The organism is Variovorax sp. Sphag1AA, assembly GCF_014192575.1.
GTDB lineage: Bacteria > Pseudomonadota > Gammaproteobacteria > Burkholderiales > Burkholderiaceae_C > Variovorax.
In genome coordinates, this window is record NZ_JACHYC010000001.1 from 371,772 (window position 1) to 385,569 (window position 13,798).

Annotated in this window: 17 protein-coding genes; 4 read left to right on the forward strand and 13 right to left on the reverse strand. The window is 65.5% G+C overall.

Annotated features, from left to right (window positions below):
- Positions 1-61: 61 nt before the first annotated feature.
- The 8 genes from FHW64_RS01900 to FHW64_RS01935 are packed head-to-tail and all read right to left on the reverse strand — an operon-like array spanning position 62 to position 5,473.
- The gene (locus FHW64_RS01900; protein ID WP_184522551.1) at positions 62-913 is read right to left on the reverse strand and encodes a DMT family transporter; all 852 of its coding nucleotides are present in this window, start codon (positions 911-913) and stop codon (positions 62-64) included.
- A 4-nt stretch (positions 914-917) separates the two neighbouring features.
- Positions 918-1,220 (reverse strand): hypothetical protein, encoded by a 303-nt coding sequence (locus FHW64_RS01905; RefSeq protein ID WP_184522553.1) that lies wholly within the window; start codon positions 1,218-1,220, stop codon positions 918-920.
- 15 nt (positions 1,221-1,235) lie between these two features.
- Positions 1,236-1,883, reverse strand: coding sequence for a GntR family transcriptional regulator (locus FHW64_RS01910; protein ID WP_184522556.1), 648 nt, complete (start codon positions 1,881-1,883; stop codon positions 1,236-1,238).
- A 20-nt stretch (positions 1,884-1,903) separates the two neighbouring features.
- Positions 1,904-2,353: a VOC family protein gene (locus tag FHW64_RS01915; RefSeq protein ID WP_184522558.1), complete on the reverse strand. Its 450-nt coding sequence runs from the start codon at positions 2,351-2,353 to the stop codon at positions 1,904-1,906.
- Between the two features lie 30 nt (positions 2,354-2,383).
- Positions 2,384-3,163: an amino acid ABC transporter ATP-binding protein gene (locus FHW64_RS01920; RefSeq protein WP_184522560.1), complete on the reverse strand. Its 780-nt coding sequence runs from the start codon at positions 3,161-3,163 to the stop codon at positions 2,384-2,386.
- Between the two features lie 5 nt (positions 3,164-3,168).
- A complete protein-coding gene (locus FHW64_RS01925; RefSeq protein WP_184522562.1) occupies positions 3,169-4,035 on the reverse strand; it encodes an amino acid ABC transporter permease in 867 nt (288 codons plus the stop codon).
- A complete protein-coding gene (locus tag FHW64_RS01930; RefSeq protein WP_184522563.1) occupies positions 4,032-4,916 on the reverse strand; it encodes an ABC transporter substrate-binding protein in 885 nt (294 codons plus the stop codon). The genes FHW64_RS01925 and FHW64_RS01930 overlap by 4 nt, the downstream gene beginning before the upstream one ends.
- Before the next feature lie 56 nt (positions 4,917-4,972).
- A complete protein-coding gene (locus FHW64_RS01935; protein WP_184522565.1) occupies positions 4,973-5,473 on the reverse strand; it encodes a gamma-glutamylcyclotransferase family protein in 501 nt (166 codons plus the stop codon).
- Between the two features lie 379 nt (positions 5,474-5,852).
- Here FHW64_RS01935 and FHW64_RS01940 point away from each other — a divergent pair, with 379 nt between their 5' ends.
- The 4 genes from FHW64_RS01940 to FHW64_RS01955 all read left to right on the forward strand — a co-directional run bounded on the left by FHW64_RS01940 (position 5,853) and on the right by FHW64_RS01955 (position 10,027).
- Positions 5,853-6,902: an aromatic ring-hydroxylating dioxygenase subunit alpha gene (locus tag FHW64_RS01940; protein ID WP_184522567.1), complete on the forward strand. Its 1,050-nt coding sequence runs from the start codon at positions 5,853-5,855 to the stop codon at positions 6,900-6,902.
- On the forward strand, positions 6,899-7,864 hold the full coding sequence (locus FHW64_RS01945) for a PDR/VanB family oxidoreductase (RefSeq protein WP_184522569.1): 966 nt from the start codon (positions 6,899-6,901) through the stop codon (positions 7,862-7,864). Before FHW64_RS01940 ends, FHW64_RS01945 begins: the two co-directional genes overlap by 4 nt.
- Positions 7,865-7,907: 43 nt before the next feature.
- The gene (locus tag FHW64_RS01950) at positions 7,908-8,393 is read left to right on the forward strand and encodes a MarR family winged helix-turn-helix transcriptional regulator (RefSeq protein ID WP_260303606.1); all 486 of its coding nucleotides are present in this window, start codon (positions 7,908-7,910) and stop codon (positions 8,391-8,393) included.
- A 65-nt stretch (positions 8,394-8,458) separates the two neighbouring features.
- On the forward strand, positions 8,459-10,027 hold the full coding sequence (locus FHW64_RS01955; protein WP_184522571.1) for an acyl-CoA synthetase: 1,569 nt from the start codon (positions 8,459-8,461) through the stop codon (positions 10,025-10,027).
- Between the two features lie 14 nt (positions 10,028-10,041).
- On the opposite strand, the gene FHW64_RS01960 is transcribed toward FHW64_RS01955, so the two are convergent.
- The 5 genes from FHW64_RS01960 to FHW64_RS01980 all read right to left on the reverse strand — a co-directional run bounded on the left by FHW64_RS01960 (position 10,042) and on the right by FHW64_RS01980 (position 13,740).
- Positions 10,042-10,218, reverse strand: a complete 177-nt coding sequence (locus FHW64_RS01960; protein WP_184522573.1) for a hypothetical protein — start codon at positions 10,216-10,218, stop codon at positions 10,042-10,044.
- Positions 10,219-10,353: 135 nt separating this feature from the next.
- Positions 10,354-11,160, reverse strand: a complete 807-nt coding sequence (locus tag FHW64_RS01965; protein WP_184522575.1) for a PPK2 family polyphosphate kinase — start codon at positions 11,158-11,160, stop codon at positions 10,354-10,356.
- Positions 11,161-11,221: 61 nt separating this feature from the next.
- The gene (locus FHW64_RS01970) at positions 11,222-11,644 is read right to left on the reverse strand and encodes an RNA-binding S4 domain-containing protein (RefSeq protein ID WP_184522577.1); all 423 of its coding nucleotides are present in this window, start codon (positions 11,642-11,644) and stop codon (positions 11,222-11,224) included.
- 3 nt (positions 11,645-11,647) lie between these two features.
- Positions 11,648-13,063 (reverse strand): sensor histidine kinase, encoded by a 1,416-nt coding sequence (locus tag FHW64_RS01975; protein ID WP_184522579.1) that lies wholly within the window; start codon positions 13,061-13,063, stop codon positions 11,648-11,650.
- Positions 13,060-13,740: a response regulator transcription factor gene (locus FHW64_RS01980; protein ID WP_184522581.1), complete on the reverse strand. Its 681-nt coding sequence runs from the start codon at positions 13,738-13,740 to the stop codon at positions 13,060-13,062. The genes FHW64_RS01975 and FHW64_RS01980 overlap by 4 nt, the downstream gene beginning before the upstream one ends.
- Positions 13,741-13,798: the final 58 nt, after the last annotated feature.

The window sequence follows — 13,798 nt, forward strand, 5'->3', positions numbered from 1 at the left end:
CGTTGGCAAAGAGAAATGGCGCTGCACGCCGACAAGACCGAGTTCGCCGCGCGGCCCAGTCTCAGGCGGCTCTCCAGGCGGCATACATCGCGCTGAGCGCGATGATGCCCATGCCCAGGAGGCTGACTGTGTCCGGCCAGTGGCCGAACACCGCCCATCCGAGGATCCCCGCCCACAGCATCTGGGAGTACGACAGCGGCGCGATCGCCGATGGCGGTGCGATGCGGTAAGCACTGACCACTAGCCATTGGGCCGCGCACCATGCAACGCACATGGACGCAAGTGCGAGCCACGCGCTGACCGGCATTGGGCCGTTCATCGCCGGCAGCATCGGGCTCAGGCACAGCACGCCGATCAGGGCCGAGTGAAACATCGTTGTCGTCGTGCCATCGGTCGCACCGAGCTTGCGAGTGAGGATCACCGCGCTGGCCCAGGCCATCGACGAAAACAGGGGAAAGAACTCGGCTCCGCCGAAGCTCGATGTCCCGGGCCTCGCAACGACGAGCACGCCGATGAAGCCCATCAGCACCGGGACGACGCGCGCGGTGCTGAGCCGCTCGTGCAACACCAACCGCGCCAGCAGGACGACGAAGAGCGGAGAGGCGAAGACCATCGCCGTGGCTTCTGCCTGGGGTATCGAACGCAAGCCATAGAGAAACAACACGGCCGAGCCGGCGAGGGCGATGGCACGCAGGGCCTGAAGCAGGGGCTGGCCGCTCTTCATCAACACGGGGCGCTGCAGAACGAGCGGCAGAACCGTGATGAGCAAGGCGAGATAGCGGAACCACGCAAGTGCAAAGGCCGGAAAGTGCGGTGCGAGCTGCTTGGCAAGCGAATCGGACACGGCGAAAGCCGCCATCGCGAGCGTGAGCAGGGCACCGCCGATCGCGGGGCGTTGTGCGGTCGGGCTCACCGGCTCAGGCGGCTCGCGCCTTGACTTTCATGGTGCCGGGCGAATCGCCACGCGGCATCCATTGAATGTCCCAGCGTTTCTCTTCGATCGCGGTGCGCTTCGCGGTCGTATGTGCTTCGAGCCGGAGCGTCCAGCCGCCGTGCGGCAGGGCGGCAATGACGTCGCCGTTGGCGACCATTTGGTCGGCGAACTCGACAGCAATGCGATCGCCCGACCGGATGCGCTCTCGCATCGATGTGTCCGTGGCGCGCAGACGCGCGCCGGGGTAGAGATGGGTGTTGCTGGCGGTGAGCTGCCAGAGGGTCATGGGCAGGGCGGACGCTCAGTTGTCACTCAGCGCATCGGCCACGATGTTCATCGTGGTCTCGATGTGTTCGCGCGTGACGCGCTCGGCGAGATCTCCGTTGCGGTTCTTCATCGCGGCAAGGATCGCCTTGTGCTGCTCGGCCGAATGAGCGAGTTGGTCCTTCAGGAAGATCACCGGAAGGCGCAGGTTCCAGTACCGGAACTGCGTGCGTTCGTGCAGTTCGACGAAGAAAGGGTTCTCCGAGAGCGCGACGATGGTCCGGTGAAAGGTCTGGTTCAACCGGTTGATCTCGCTGCGCGGCAAGGATTCGCCGCGGTCCATCTCGTCCACAAGCTGCTGCAGGTCGTCGAGCGCAGCCGGGGTGGCGCGCTCGGCGGCCAGGCGTGTGGCGTAGCCTTCGATGGCGATGCGGCTTTCGAAGATCGCCCGGAAGGACGAGGGGTCGGTGCTTTCCACTACCCAGCCGCGGTCGCGGCTCACCAGCCCTTCGCCCTGCAGGCGCAGCAGCGCTTCGCGTACTGGTGTGCGTCCGGCTTCGAGCAGCGACGAGATCTCGTCTTCGACCAGGCGTGCGCCTGGCTTGATTTCGAGCGTCAGGATCTTGCTGCGCAGCTTCTGGTGCACGTCTCCCGCGATCAGGTCGGTTCCGGTTCTCTTGCGCATGAATGGGTCTCCTCAGGTGCCTATCTTCGCTCAGGCGTGCGGCGGACTTCGAGCACCACGCCGGCTTGCGAGCGCGTGTCGAAATAGGCGAAGCCCGAGCCGTCCGCGCGACGGCCCCGGGCGGTGACCGCCAGGCCCAGTGCACGCGCAGACGATTCGGCCTCGTCCCGGTCGGGCACTTCGAAGCCGAGGTGATAGACGCCCTCGCCATGCACGTCGAGAAACCGTCGTTGGGGCGAATCGAGCTGCGAAGGCTGGCAGATCTGGATCTGCACGTTGTCGAGGTCGACGCACTTGTAGCGCATCGCGTTCGACGCTTCGGCGTTAGGTACGTCGAACTCGACGTACTCGCCGCCCTTTGGGTAGTCGAACCACGGACCGACGCCAAGCTTCTCGTAGTAGGCGACGGTCTTGTCGAGGTCGTGCACCACGATGCACACGTGATGCAGGGTCTTGAAGGGGGAGGTCATGGGGTTGCTTGTCTCTTGGATGGAGATGGCTCAATCGCCATGGCGGGCGAGGAACTGCCGGGCGCGCTCGTGCTGCGGCGCATCGAAGAAGGCGCGGGCCGGCCGATCCTCGACCAGCTCGCCGTTGACCATGAAGAGCACGCGCTCCGCAAAGTCACGCGCAAGCGCCATCTCGTGCGTGGCGATCATGAGCGTGATGCCGTCGGTCGCGAGCTGGCGGATCGCGGCGATCACTTCTTGCGACAGCTCGGGATCGAGCGCGCTTGTCGGCTCGTCCAGCAGCATTACGCTGGGCTTGAGCGCGAGCGCGCGCGCAATGGCCACTCGCTGCTGTTGCCCGCCCGAGAGCTGGTTGGGGTAGGCATCGGCCTTCTCGGCGAGGCCGACGCGCGCGAGCAGGTCGAGCGCGAGCGCTGTCGCTTGCGTGCGCGACTGGCCCAGCACGTGCATCGGTCCGGCCATGACGTTCTCGATCACCGTGACGTGGCGGAACAGGTTGAACTGCTGGAACACCATGCCGATGCGGCGGCGCTGCAGGCTGATTTCGGCATCGGGCAGCTCGACGAGCACGTCGCCTTGCTCGCGGTAGCCGATGAGCTGGCCCTGCACGAAGATCTTTCCGCCGTCGATGGTCTCGAGGTGGTTGATGCAGCGAAGCAGCGTCGACTTGCCCGCGCCCGAAGGGCCGAGCACCGCGACGATCTGGCCCTGCGGCACTTCGAAGCTCACGTCGCGCAGCACCGCCTGCGTGCCGCGGTGCTTGGTGACACCCGCCACTCGGATGGTGGGCGCGTTGTTGTCCGTGGTCATGGGTTTCATCGGTGCGGATAGCGCTTTTCGAGCATGGTCTGCAACGCGGTGGCGAAGGCGGTCATGACGAGATACCAGAAGCCGGCGACGACGAGCAGCTCGACCACACGGAAGTTCGCGGCGTAGATGTCGGTGGAGACGCGCAGCAGTTCGAGATAGCCGATCGCCGAGGCGAGCGAGGTCGACTTGAGCAGCATGATGTACTGGTTGCCGGTGGCCGGAACCACGATGCGAGCGGCCTGAGGAATGACGACCTTGCGCATCAGCATTCCCTGCGTCATGCCGATGGAGCGGGCTGCGTCGCGCTGGCCGGCATCAACCGCGAGAAAGCCGCCGCGGATGATCTCCGCCATGTAGGCGCCTTCGGCGAGACTCAGCCCCGCGAGTGCCGCCGCGTAGGGGGTGATGACCTGCGTCATCGGCGCGTCGAGCAGCACGATGCCGGTAAACGGAATCACCAGGTGCAGCTGCGGGAACATGATCGGAAACGCGTTGAACCAGAAGATGAGCTGGATCAGCATTGGCGTGCCGCGAAACAGGTACACGTAGGTTGCGGAGAAGCCCACGAGGATCGGATTGCCGCTGACGCGCATCATCGCGACCACGAGTCCGACGGCCACTGCGAGCAGCAGCGCCACCGTGCCCAGCATCACGGAGTGCCAGGCGCCGATCAGGATGTTCTTGCTGAAGACGTATGAAGCGAAGACGCCGAGGTCGATCACCTTCGAATTGACGGCGGCGCGGACGATGAGTGCGAGGCACAACAGCACGACGGCGCCGAAGATCCATGCACCCCATTGGCGCCGGTGGACGATTCGCCGCACCGGCGTTGCTGCGGCGGCCGCCGCAGGCACTTCGATGCGGGCCGTCACTTGCGCTTGCTTGAAGGCAGGTTGACCGTGATCACCGGTAGCGCGGCGCCACCGACGCCCCACTTGTCGAGTATCTTCTTGTAAGTGCCGTCGTCGACCATGCTTTGCGTCGCCTTCTGCACTGCGTCGCGCAGGCCGGCGCGGTTCTTGGCGAAGCCCCACGAGGTGATGTAGGGCGTGAGCATGTAGTTCTCGCCGACGATCTTGTAGCGGCCCGGGAACTGGGCGCTCATGTAGACGAGGGCAGGGAAGTCGCCGATATAGCCGTCGACGCGCTTGAGGTCGAGCTGCATGCGCGAGTCGGGCGCGGTGGGCAGCTGCTCGGCGCGGATCGGCTGCTTGCCGGCCTTGGCGCAGCGGTCGGACGCGGCCTCGACCGCGGTCATGATCGTGCGTCCGCCGAGCATGGTGGCGATGCCCTTGCCGCAGAAGTCGTCGATGGTCGCGAGCTTGTCGGTGTTGTTCGAGAGCACGAGGATGCTGCCGCCCGACTGCATGTAGTTGACGAAGTCGAGCTTCTGCTCGCGCTCCTCGGTGTCGCTGATGCCGCCGGAGGCGATGTCGAAGCGGTCCGCTTCCACGCCCGAGATCAGACTCGCGTACTCGGACTGGATGTATTCCAGCTTGAGGTTGAGCCGCCGCGCGACTTCGTCGAGGAGATCGCGGCTCGCTCCCGTCACGTCCGTCTTGCCGGGTTCGCGGAACTCGACGGGCGGGAAGGTCTGCTGGGAGCCTGCGCGGAGTACTCCGCGCGCTTTCACCTCGGGCGGCACGGAGGCCTGCGCCTCCGCGCGGAGCGAACTACTCTGGGCCAGGGCGGCTGCAGGCAGCACGGCCGCCAGCAGCACGGACCACGACAACGATTGCACGAGCTTGCGCATCGGGATTCTCCAGGGCGATGTTGATCTAGGGTCAGGAAGCGGTTGAAGGTCTGGATTCAGCGTGACTCGGCGGACTTGCCGGGGATCGCGGAGGGGTTCGGACGATCAGCGCGGGGGCAGGGTGCCGCGGCGTCGTAGGTGGCCTGCACCTTCGCGATGTAGTCAGCCGGGAAGCCCTCGGACTTCAGGCCGTCGGGGATGTGTTGCCAGTAGAACTTTGGCGGACGCATCGCGATGCCGGGCGTGATCATGCGGTAGGTCCAGCAGTCGTAGGTCTTGCCGTCGTCGCCGTGGACCGTGATGGCGAAGCGCTCGAAGTCGTCGTAGTCGTCGGTGAGACCGTCATCTTCGAACACAAGGCCCAGGCACTTTTCGCCCCAGGCATCGGGCAGTCCGTTCAGATGGCACCAGCCGCGATCGTCACGGCCTGCCGCGGCGTGGAACTGGAGGCGGTAGTTCGCGGCGTAGCCCTTCGTGATCTTCCTGGTCTTGGGCATGTAGCGCCTGATCTCGGGGTCGTTGAGCCAGGTGCAGTACGCGAAATAGAAGTGAGTCATTCAGAGTCCTTTGGTGGGTTGGCGGTCGGTGCCGGTCTGCCGAGCTCGATTGGTATATATGTCAGCATATACAGTAACATATATGAACACAAGAGGGGAATCGAGGCCGCAGGACGCTCAGGCGGTGCGCCAAGGGACAGGAGCTACGAACCGAGGGTATTCCCGGGGTCTTACGCGAAGCTCGTTCAGTACACTTAACGAAGTGATTCAGTGTACTGAAGCGCTTCAAAGCCGCGCCCTTCAAACTTGCGGTCATTGCACTGGGAATGGGGTTGTTGGCTCTCTCGCAAGATGGTCGCAATGCAATTGCCAGGACCGCCTCCGCTCACTGAATTTCGCCCCCCGATACCCACTGAGCACACACCCACGAGGAGTCACCATGTTCCCGAAAAACGCCTGGTACGTTGCCTGTTCGGCCAACGAAATCGACGACAAGCCGCTGGGCCGCAAGATCTGCGGCGAAAGCCTGGTTCTGTACCGCGCACTCGGCGGCAAGGCCACGGCACTGGAGGATTTCTGCCCGCACCGCGGCGCGCCGCTTTCGCTGGGTCAGGTGGTCGAAGGCAAGCTGGTCTGCGGTTACCACGGCCTTGAAATGGGCTGCGACGGCAAGACGATCGCCATGCCTGGCCAGCGCGTGCGCGGCTTTCCCGCGATTCGCAACTTCCCCGTGATCGAGCGCTACGGCTTCGTTTGGGTCTGGCCCGGCGATCCGGCGCTTGCCGACGCGTCCAAGCTGCATCACCTCGAATGGGCCGAGAGCCCCGAGTGGGCCTACGGCGGGGGCCTGTTCCACATCAACTGCGACTACCGCCTGATGGTCGACAACCTGATGGACCTCACGCACGAAACCTATGTGCACTCCACCAGCATCGGCCAGAAGGAAATCGACGAAACGCCCACCACCACCAAGGTCGAAGGCGACATGGTCGTCACCAGCCGCTTCATGGAGAACATCTCGGCGCCGCCGTTCTGGCGCATGGCGCTGCGTGGCAACCACCTCGCCGACGACGTGCCGGTGGACCGCTGGCAAATCTGCCGCTTCACGCCGCCGAGCCACGTGATGATCGAAGTCGGCGTCGCACACGCCGGCAAGGGTGGCTACAACGCCGATCCTGCGCACAAGGTGTCGAGCATCGTGGTCGACTTCATCACGCCGGAAACCGAGACCTCGCACTGGTATTTCTGGGGCATGGCGCGCAACTTCCAGCCGCAGGACAAGGCCCTGACCGCGACCATCCGCGAAGGCCAGCACAAGATCTTCAGCGAAGACCTGGAGATGCTCGAATCGCAGCAGCGCAACCTGCTCGCGCACCCGACGCGCAACCTGCTCAAGCTCAACATCGATTCGGGTGGCGTGCAATCGCGCCGCGTGCTCGATCGGTTGATGGCGCAGGAAGGCATTGGTACCGAAGCGGCGGTCGTATGAGCTCCGCAGAACTCGAAGTGCGCATCGCGCGCAAGGACACCGAAGCCACCGACATCTGCACCTTCGAATTGGTGCAGGCCGAGGGCCATCCGCTCCCGGCGTTCTCCGCCGGCTCGCATGTCGACGTGCATATGCCCGGCGGTGTGACGCGCCAATATTCGCTGTGCAACGACCCTCGCGAAAGCCATCGCTACCTGATCGGCGTGCTCCGAGACCCTGCCTCGCGCGGCGGCTCGAAGACCATGCACGACGCGATGGAAGAGGGCGCCTTGCTGCGCATCAGTGCACCGAAGAACCACTTTCCGCTCGCACATGGCGCCACACGCAGCCTGCTGATTGCCGGCGGCATTGGCGTGACGCCGATCCTCTGCATGGCCGAGCGCCTCGCCATGACCGGCGGCGCGTTCGAGATGCACTACTGCACGCGATCGCGTGATCGGACTGCCTTCGTCGATCGCATCGCGCAGTCGGCCTTCGCGGCGCAGGTGCACTTCCATTTCGACGACGGCGACGCTTCGCAAAAGTTTGCGATCGATCCGTTGCTGGCCAAACCGCAGCCGGGCGTCCACCTGTACGTCTGCGGACCGAAGGGCTTCATGGACTGGGTGCTCGATGCCGCGCGCGCGGCGGGTTGGCCCGCCGATCAACTTCACTACGAGTTCTTCTCCGCTGAAGTGGCCAAGTCCGACGACGATGCCGCCTTCGAAGTCAAGCTTGCGAGTTCCGGCCGCGTGGTCAAGGTCGAAAAAGACCAGACCGTGGTGCAGGCCCTGGCCGCCATCGGCGTGGAAGTGCAGACTTCCTGCGAACAGGGCGTCTGCGGCACATGCCTCACGCGCGTGCTCGAGGGTGAGCCCGACCACAAGGACATGTACCTCACGCCGGAAGAGCAGGCCGCCAACGACCAGTTCACGCCGTGCTGCTCGCGGTCGCGTTCGCCATTGCTGGTGCTTGATCTGTAGGTGCGCGCGGGGCTGCCCCCGCCATCGATAATCGCGGGCTGAAATGCCAATCGAATCCGCCATGCAGAGCCAGGAAACCAGCACCGCCGAGATCAGCCTGAACGACCAGCCCGGACACCTTATCCGCCGCGCGCATCAGATCTCGGTGTCGGTCTTCTACGAGACGCTGGGCCGCGAGGTCACCCCGGTCCAGTACGCGGTGATGCGCACCCTGCAGGACAAGCCCGGCATCGACCAGGTCACGCTCGCGCAGCAGGTGGCGCTCGACACGTCGAGCACGGCCGACATCGCCGTGCGACTCGAAGGCAAGGGCTGGATCACCCGCAAACTTCTCGCGCGCGGCCAACGCGAGTTGCGCCTGACTGCCGATGGCGAAGCGCTTCTCGAGCGCATGGTCCCGGGCATGCAGCAGATGCAGAACGCACTACTCGGCATGCTCTCCGACAGCGAGCGCGAAGCGTTCCTGCAACTCCTCAGCAAGTTCGTGACGGTCAACAACGAGCGCAGCCGCGCACCGATGCGCACCTGAGGCCGGCCCTCTGGCGGCGGCGCGGGCTGGGCACTATGCTCCGTGCGCCATCAAAGGAGACACCGATGCCGCAAGAGACAGCACGCCGCCAGACCCTGGCGGACCTTCTGCGCCGCAGTGCGAGGCGCTACCCCGACAAGCTGGCCATCGCCTGCGGCGAGACGCGATGGACCTACGCCGAGTTCGATGTGATCTGTTCACGCGTGGCCGGCGCCCTGTCCCGCCACGGCGTCGGGAAAGGCGAACGCGTGGCGGTCCTCGCGCGCAACTCGCACGCCTTCGCGGCCTTGCGCTTTGCGCTTGCCCGCCTCGGCGCGGTGCTGGTGCCGATCAACTTCATGCTCAAGTCGGAGGAGGTCGCCTACATCCTTCGCCACGCCGGCGCGTCCATGTTGGCGACCGACACGGGCCTCTCCGCCCTCGCGCGTGAGGCCGCGGCGCTCGATACCTCGGTGCGCGACTTTCTCTGGCTACCTTCCGAAGACGCCAGCGAGCCGGTGCCCGGCATGCTGCGCTTCGATGAATTCGCCCTCGGCAACGTCGAACCACCCGAGGTGGACCTGCATACCGGCGACCTCGCGCAGATCGTCTACACCAGCGGCACCGAATCCATGCCCAAGGGCGCGATGCTCACTCATGACGCGGTGATCGCCCAATACGTGAGCTGCCTCGTCGACGCCGAGATCACCAGCAGCGACCTCACGCTGCACGCGCTGCCGCTCTATCACTGCGCGCAGCTCGACGTGTTTCTCGGCCCGTCGATCTATGCGGGCGCGACCAATGTCATCACTGCCAAGCCGACGCCGGACAACCTCCTGCCGCTGATCGAGAAGTTCGGCATCGGCTCGTTTTTCGCGCCGCCAACGGTCTGGATTTCATTGCTGCGCTCGCCGCTTTTCGACACCACCGACCTCGGGAGCCTGCGCAAGGGCTACTACGGCGCATCGATCATGCCGGTCGAAGTCATGCGCGAGATCATCCGCCGGCTGCCCCAGATGCGGCTCTGGAACCTCTACGGCCAGACGGAGATCGCGCCGCTGGCGACGATGCTCGGCCCGGACGACCAGCTCCGCAAGCCCGGTTCGGCGGGTCGTGCGGTGCTCAATGTCGAGACGCGGGTGGTCGACGACCTGATGAACGATGTGTCGGTTGGCGAGATCGGCGAGGTGGTGCACCGCTCACCACACCTGATGCTTGGCTACTTCCACGACGATGAACGTACCAAGGCGGCGTTCGAGGGCGGCTGGTTCCATTCGGGCGACCTCGCGACCATCGATGACGAGGGCTACATCACCATCGTCGATCGCAAGAAGGACATGATCAAGACCGGCGGCGAGAACGTCGCGAGCCGCGAGGTCGAGGAAATGATCTACCGCATGCCGCAGGTGTCGGAAGTTGCGGTCGTTGGAGTGCCGCATCCGCACTGGGTTGAAGCCGTGGTCGCTGTCGTCGTGGCCAAGGCGGGCCAGACGCTGGACGAAAGGCAGGTGCTCGGCCACTGCAATGAGCATCTCGCGGGCTTCAAGACGCCCAAGCGCGTCGTGTTCGTGGAGGCACTGCCCAAGAACCCGAGCGGCAAGCTGCTCAAGCGCGACTTGCGAAAGGCGCACGCCGGACTGTTCGCCGGCGCGTAGCCTTCAGCGTGCGTTCAGCGGCGCGGGCCCGCGCCGCATTCGTCGAGCACCGCGATGGTCGTCTCGACCCGATGAGCGATCTCGTCGCTGAGAGCCTTGGGCGGCCGGTGGGCCGTCGTCATGATCAGGCTGGCCGAGCCGACCAGCATCACGAGCCCTGCAATCAGATCCATGTGGGTGAAAAAGCTCATCGAAGAATCTCCGGATTGACCGGCAAGCGCCGGAATGAAGTCGGGACTCTCTCAACGCTGGTGCGCAGCTTCAATCCGCCCGATGGCGGAAGGCGTTGTCAGACCGCGCCTACGCGGCCTGATCCGGGCACCCGTTCATTGCACGACGAGGTGGTTCAGCGCGGGGCTCGCCGGCGGCAGGGTGAGCTTCATGTCCTCCAGCGTCTTGACGATCAGGTTCGCGACCATCAGGTTGCGATTGAGCTTGCTGTCGGCCGGCACCACGTGCCATGGCGCGTAGTCGGTCGACGTAGCCGCGAGCGCTTTCTCGTAGGCCCGCTCGTAGTCCGACCATTTCTTGCGCACCGACAGGTCGTCCATCTGGAACTTCCAGCGCTTGTCCGGCTGGTCGATCCGCGCCTGCAGGCGCTTGCGTTGCTCGTCCTTGCTGATGTGCAGCATGCACTTGATGACCACCGTGCCGGTTTCGGTCAGCAGGCGCTCGAAGTCGCTGATCTGCGCGTAGCGGCGCCGCGTCTCGGCCTTGTCGATGAGGCCTTCGACCACCGGGACCAGCACGTCTTCGTAGTGGCTGCGGTTCCAGATCGCGATCTCGCCGGCCGCCGGCACGGCTGCGTGGCAGCGCCAGAGGAAGTCGTGCGCGCGTTCGTCATCGCTGGGCACCTTGAAGGCCTTCACCCGAACGCCGAGCGGGGATGTGCGCGAGAAGACCCAGCGTATCGTCCCGTCCTTGCCGCTGGTGTCCAGCCCCTGCAGCACCAGCAGCAGCTTGCGGCGGCCCTCGGCGTGGAGCTTGTTCTGCAGATCGTCCAGGCGAACCGCGAGCGCCTCCAGCTCCTCCCGCTGCGCTTCCTCGTCGCCCTTCAGGAAAGGGACGGCCGCGGGATCGATGTTCGCGAGCTTGAACTTGCCGGTGACGCAGTACTTCTTGAAGCTGGCCATGGGGATCGGACTCCTGTCGCAAAAGCCGCAGGGTACGCCAAGCGGCGGAGTCCGGCGCGACTCACTCGTCGTCGTCGAGCGAGGCGCTCCAGCGGTTGTCCCAGTTGCCGCGACGTGCGCTCTCCAACTCACGCCGGTCGCGCTTGGTCGGCCGGCCCTGCTCGATGCTGAGCGCTGGCTCGCTGCCGAGGCGTCGCTGCTCCCGCACGGCAGCCTGGGCGGCGATGCTTTCGGGCGTTTCCTCGTAGAGCTGCTGCGCGACCGGTGCCGGACCGCGCTGCCCACTGAGGCCGCGCACCAGCACCTCGCGCGTGAACGGGCCGAGCCGGACTGTGACCTTGTCACCCGGTTTCACCTCGCGCGAGGCCTTGGCGATCTCGCCGTTCACCTGCACGCGGTGCTTGCCGATCTCGTCGGCGGCGAGCGAGCGCGTCTTGTAGAAGCGCGCCGCCCAGAGCCATTTGTCGATACGTAGGCGATCCATGAGTCAGTGATTGTCGCGCGCCAGCGGCAATTGGACGACGGCATCGAGCCCGATCACCTGTCCGCCGGATTCCCGGTTTTCGAGCGCGATAGTGCCGCCGAGCGCCAGCACGATTTCACGGCAGATCGCCAGACCCAGCCCCGATCCGCTCGACACGTCGCCGGCTGCGAACGGCGCGAAGAGCCGCTGGCGGAGTTCGTCCGAAATGCCCGGGCCCTGGTCGCTCAAGGTCAGCGTCGCAGACTGCGCATCGGCGGCCACGCGCACGACCAATGCCCCCCCGTTCGGGCTGTGCTTGATCGCGTTGTGCAACAGGTTGCGAGACAGCTCCTGGAGCATCCACCGGTGGGCGCGCACCGGCACTGGTGTGGCCGCAGCCGAAAGCTCGAAATCGAGCGCCTTGTCCGCAACGAGTGGGGAAACGTCGAGCGCGATGTCCCGAACGCATTCGGCAAGATCCAGCGTCATCGACTCGGGTTGCTGGCGCAATTGCTCGACCTTCGCGAGCGACAGCATCTGGTTGGCGAGCGTGGTGGCGCGCTCGACCGTCTGGCTGATTTCCTTGAGCGCCTGCTCCGCCGGCACGTCGCCCCGGCGTGCGGACTGCACCTGGGCCTTGAGCACCGCCAGCGGGGTGCGCAACTGGTGGGCACTGTCGCGGACGAAGCGCTTCTGATGGTCGAGCAGACGCTGGAGCCGTCCCATGACGCGCGTGGTGGCGTCGATCAGTGGACGCAGTTCGCGCGGCGCATCAGGCGCATCGATGGGGGACAGGTCGTCGTCGGCGCGTGCCTCGATCGCCTCGCCGAGCTCGCGCACCGGTCGCGTTGCGAGCTGCACCACCACCACCGTAACCGCGGCGATCACCGAGATCAGCACCAGTTGCCGCCAAAGCGTGTCGAGGAGGAGCTTGCGCGCCAGCGTCTCGCGCAGTTCCAGTGTTTCGGCCACCTGCACCACCGCCATGCCACGTCCGTGCGGGCTTGCCACCGGTTGCAGCAGCACCGCGACCCGCACCGGCATGCCGCGGAATTCGTCGTCGTAGAAATCCACCAGTGCCGCATACGGCGGCCGGTCGGGCAGCTTTCCGCGCCAGAAGGGCAGGTCTTCGAAGCCCGAGATGAGATCGCCGCCAAGCGCGGAGACGCGGTAGTACATGCGGCTCTGGTTGTCGGCCTCGAAGGCCTCGAGCGCGGAGTAGGGGACGATGGCGCGCAGGGTGGCCTGCTCGTCGTAGCCGTTCACATCGAGTTCTTCGCCGATCGTCTTGGCCGAGGCGAGCAGCGTGCGGTCGTAGGCGGTGGTCGCGGCTGCGAGGCTCTGGCGATAGAGGCTCACGCTGTTGATGACAATGAACAGCGCGATCGGCGCGAGGATGCCGACCAGCAGCCTCGCGCGCAGCGAAGACACCGGCTTCATGTCTCTTCGCGCAGCAGGTAGCCCAATCCGCGCAGCGTCATCAGTGTGACGCCGGTGGCGGCGAGTTTCTTGCGCAGGCGATAGACCACGACTTCGATGGCTTCGTACTGCACGTCCATCTCGCCGGGAAAGACCAGCTCGAACAGACGTTCCTTCGAGACGGCGTGGCCGGGCTTGACCATCAGCGCCTTCAGCAGCGCGAGCTCGCGCGGCGTGAGTTCGAGCACCTCGGCGCGGTGATAGATCGCGCCGTTCTCGGTGTCGTAGCGCAGGCCGCCGACTTCAGGTAGCCGCGCAGGTGAATCGGCGCCCGCACTCTGGTGGCGGCGGTGCAGGGCGCGGATGCGCGCCTCCAGTTCGTCGAGGTCGAACGGCTTGGGCAGGTAGTCGTCGGCACCGGCGTTGAGGCCCATGATGCGGTCGCCGACCGTTCCGCGCGCGGTCAGCAATAGCACCGGCGTGCGAAGTCCGGCGGCGCGGGCCTGCGCCAGCACCTGCAATCCATCGAGATTGGGGAGGCTCAGGTCGAGCGCCACCACGTCGGGTTCGAGAGCGCGCCATTGCTCGATGGCCTGGGCGCCGTCCCCGCACACCCGTACGTCGATCTGCCTGCGGCCGAACGTGCGCTGCAGCGTGGTTTGCATCGACGGATCGTCTTCGACTAACAGCAGCTTCATGCCCGGATTTTCGGTGTTTACCCCAGTCCGACGGACAGCCAACTGACAGCGGGGCGGC

Coding starts and splice junctions, on each gene's coding strand:
- FHW64_RS01950 (WP_260303606.1), top strand. CDS start 7,908: ATGCCAATCGAATCCGCCATGCAGAGCCAGGAAACCAGCACCGCCGAG.
- FHW64_RS01980 (WP_184522581.1), bottom strand. CDS start 13,740: ATGAAGCTGCTGTTAGTCGAAGACGATCCGTCGATGCAAACCACGCTG.
- FHW64_RS01960 (WP_184522573.1), bottom strand. CDS start 10,218: ATGAGCTTTTTCACCCACATGGATCTGATTGCAGGGCTCGTGATGCTG.
- FHW64_RS01975 (WP_184522579.1), bottom strand. CDS start 13,063: ATGAAGCCGGTGTCTTCGCTGCGCGCGAGGCTGCTGGTCGGCATCCTC.
- FHW64_RS01915 (WP_184522558.1), bottom strand. CDS start 2,353: ATGACCTCCCCCTTCAAGACCCTGCATCACGTGTGCATCGTGGTGCAC.
- FHW64_RS01945 (WP_184522569.1), top strand. CDS start 6,899: ATGAGCTCCGCAGAACTCGAAGTGCGCATCGCGCGCAAGGACACCGAA.
- FHW64_RS01920 (WP_184522560.1), bottom strand. CDS start 3,163: ATGACCACGGACAACAACGCGCCCACCATCCGAGTGGCGGGTGTCACC.
- FHW64_RS01910 (WP_184522556.1), bottom strand. CDS start 1,883: ATGCGCAAGAGAACCGGAACCGACCTGATCGCGGGAGACGTGCACCAG.
- FHW64_RS01905 (WP_184522553.1), bottom strand. CDS start 1,220: ATGACCCTCTGGCAGCTCACCGCCAGCAACACCCATCTCTACCCCGGC.
- FHW64_RS01955 (WP_184522571.1), top strand. CDS start 8,459: ATGCCGCAAGAGACAGCACGCCGCCAGACCCTGGCGGACCTTCTGCGC.
- FHW64_RS01970 (WP_184522577.1), bottom strand. CDS start 11,644: ATGGATCGCCTACGTATCGACAAATGGCTCTGGGCGGCGCGCTTCTAC.
- FHW64_RS01965 (WP_184522575.1), bottom strand. CDS start 11,160: ATGGCCAGCTTCAAGAAGTACTGCGTCACCGGCAAGTTCAAGCTCGCG.
- FHW64_RS01935 (WP_184522565.1), bottom strand. CDS start 5,473: ATGACTCACTTCTATTTCGCGTACTGCACCTGGCTCAACGACCCCGAG.
- FHW64_RS01930 (WP_184522563.1), bottom strand. CDS start 4,916: ATGCGCAAGCTCGTGCAATCGTTGTCGTGGTCCGTGCTGCTGGCGGCC.
- FHW64_RS01940 (WP_184522567.1), top strand. CDS start 5,853: ATGTTCCCGAAAAACGCCTGGTACGTTGCCTGTTCGGCCAACGAAATC.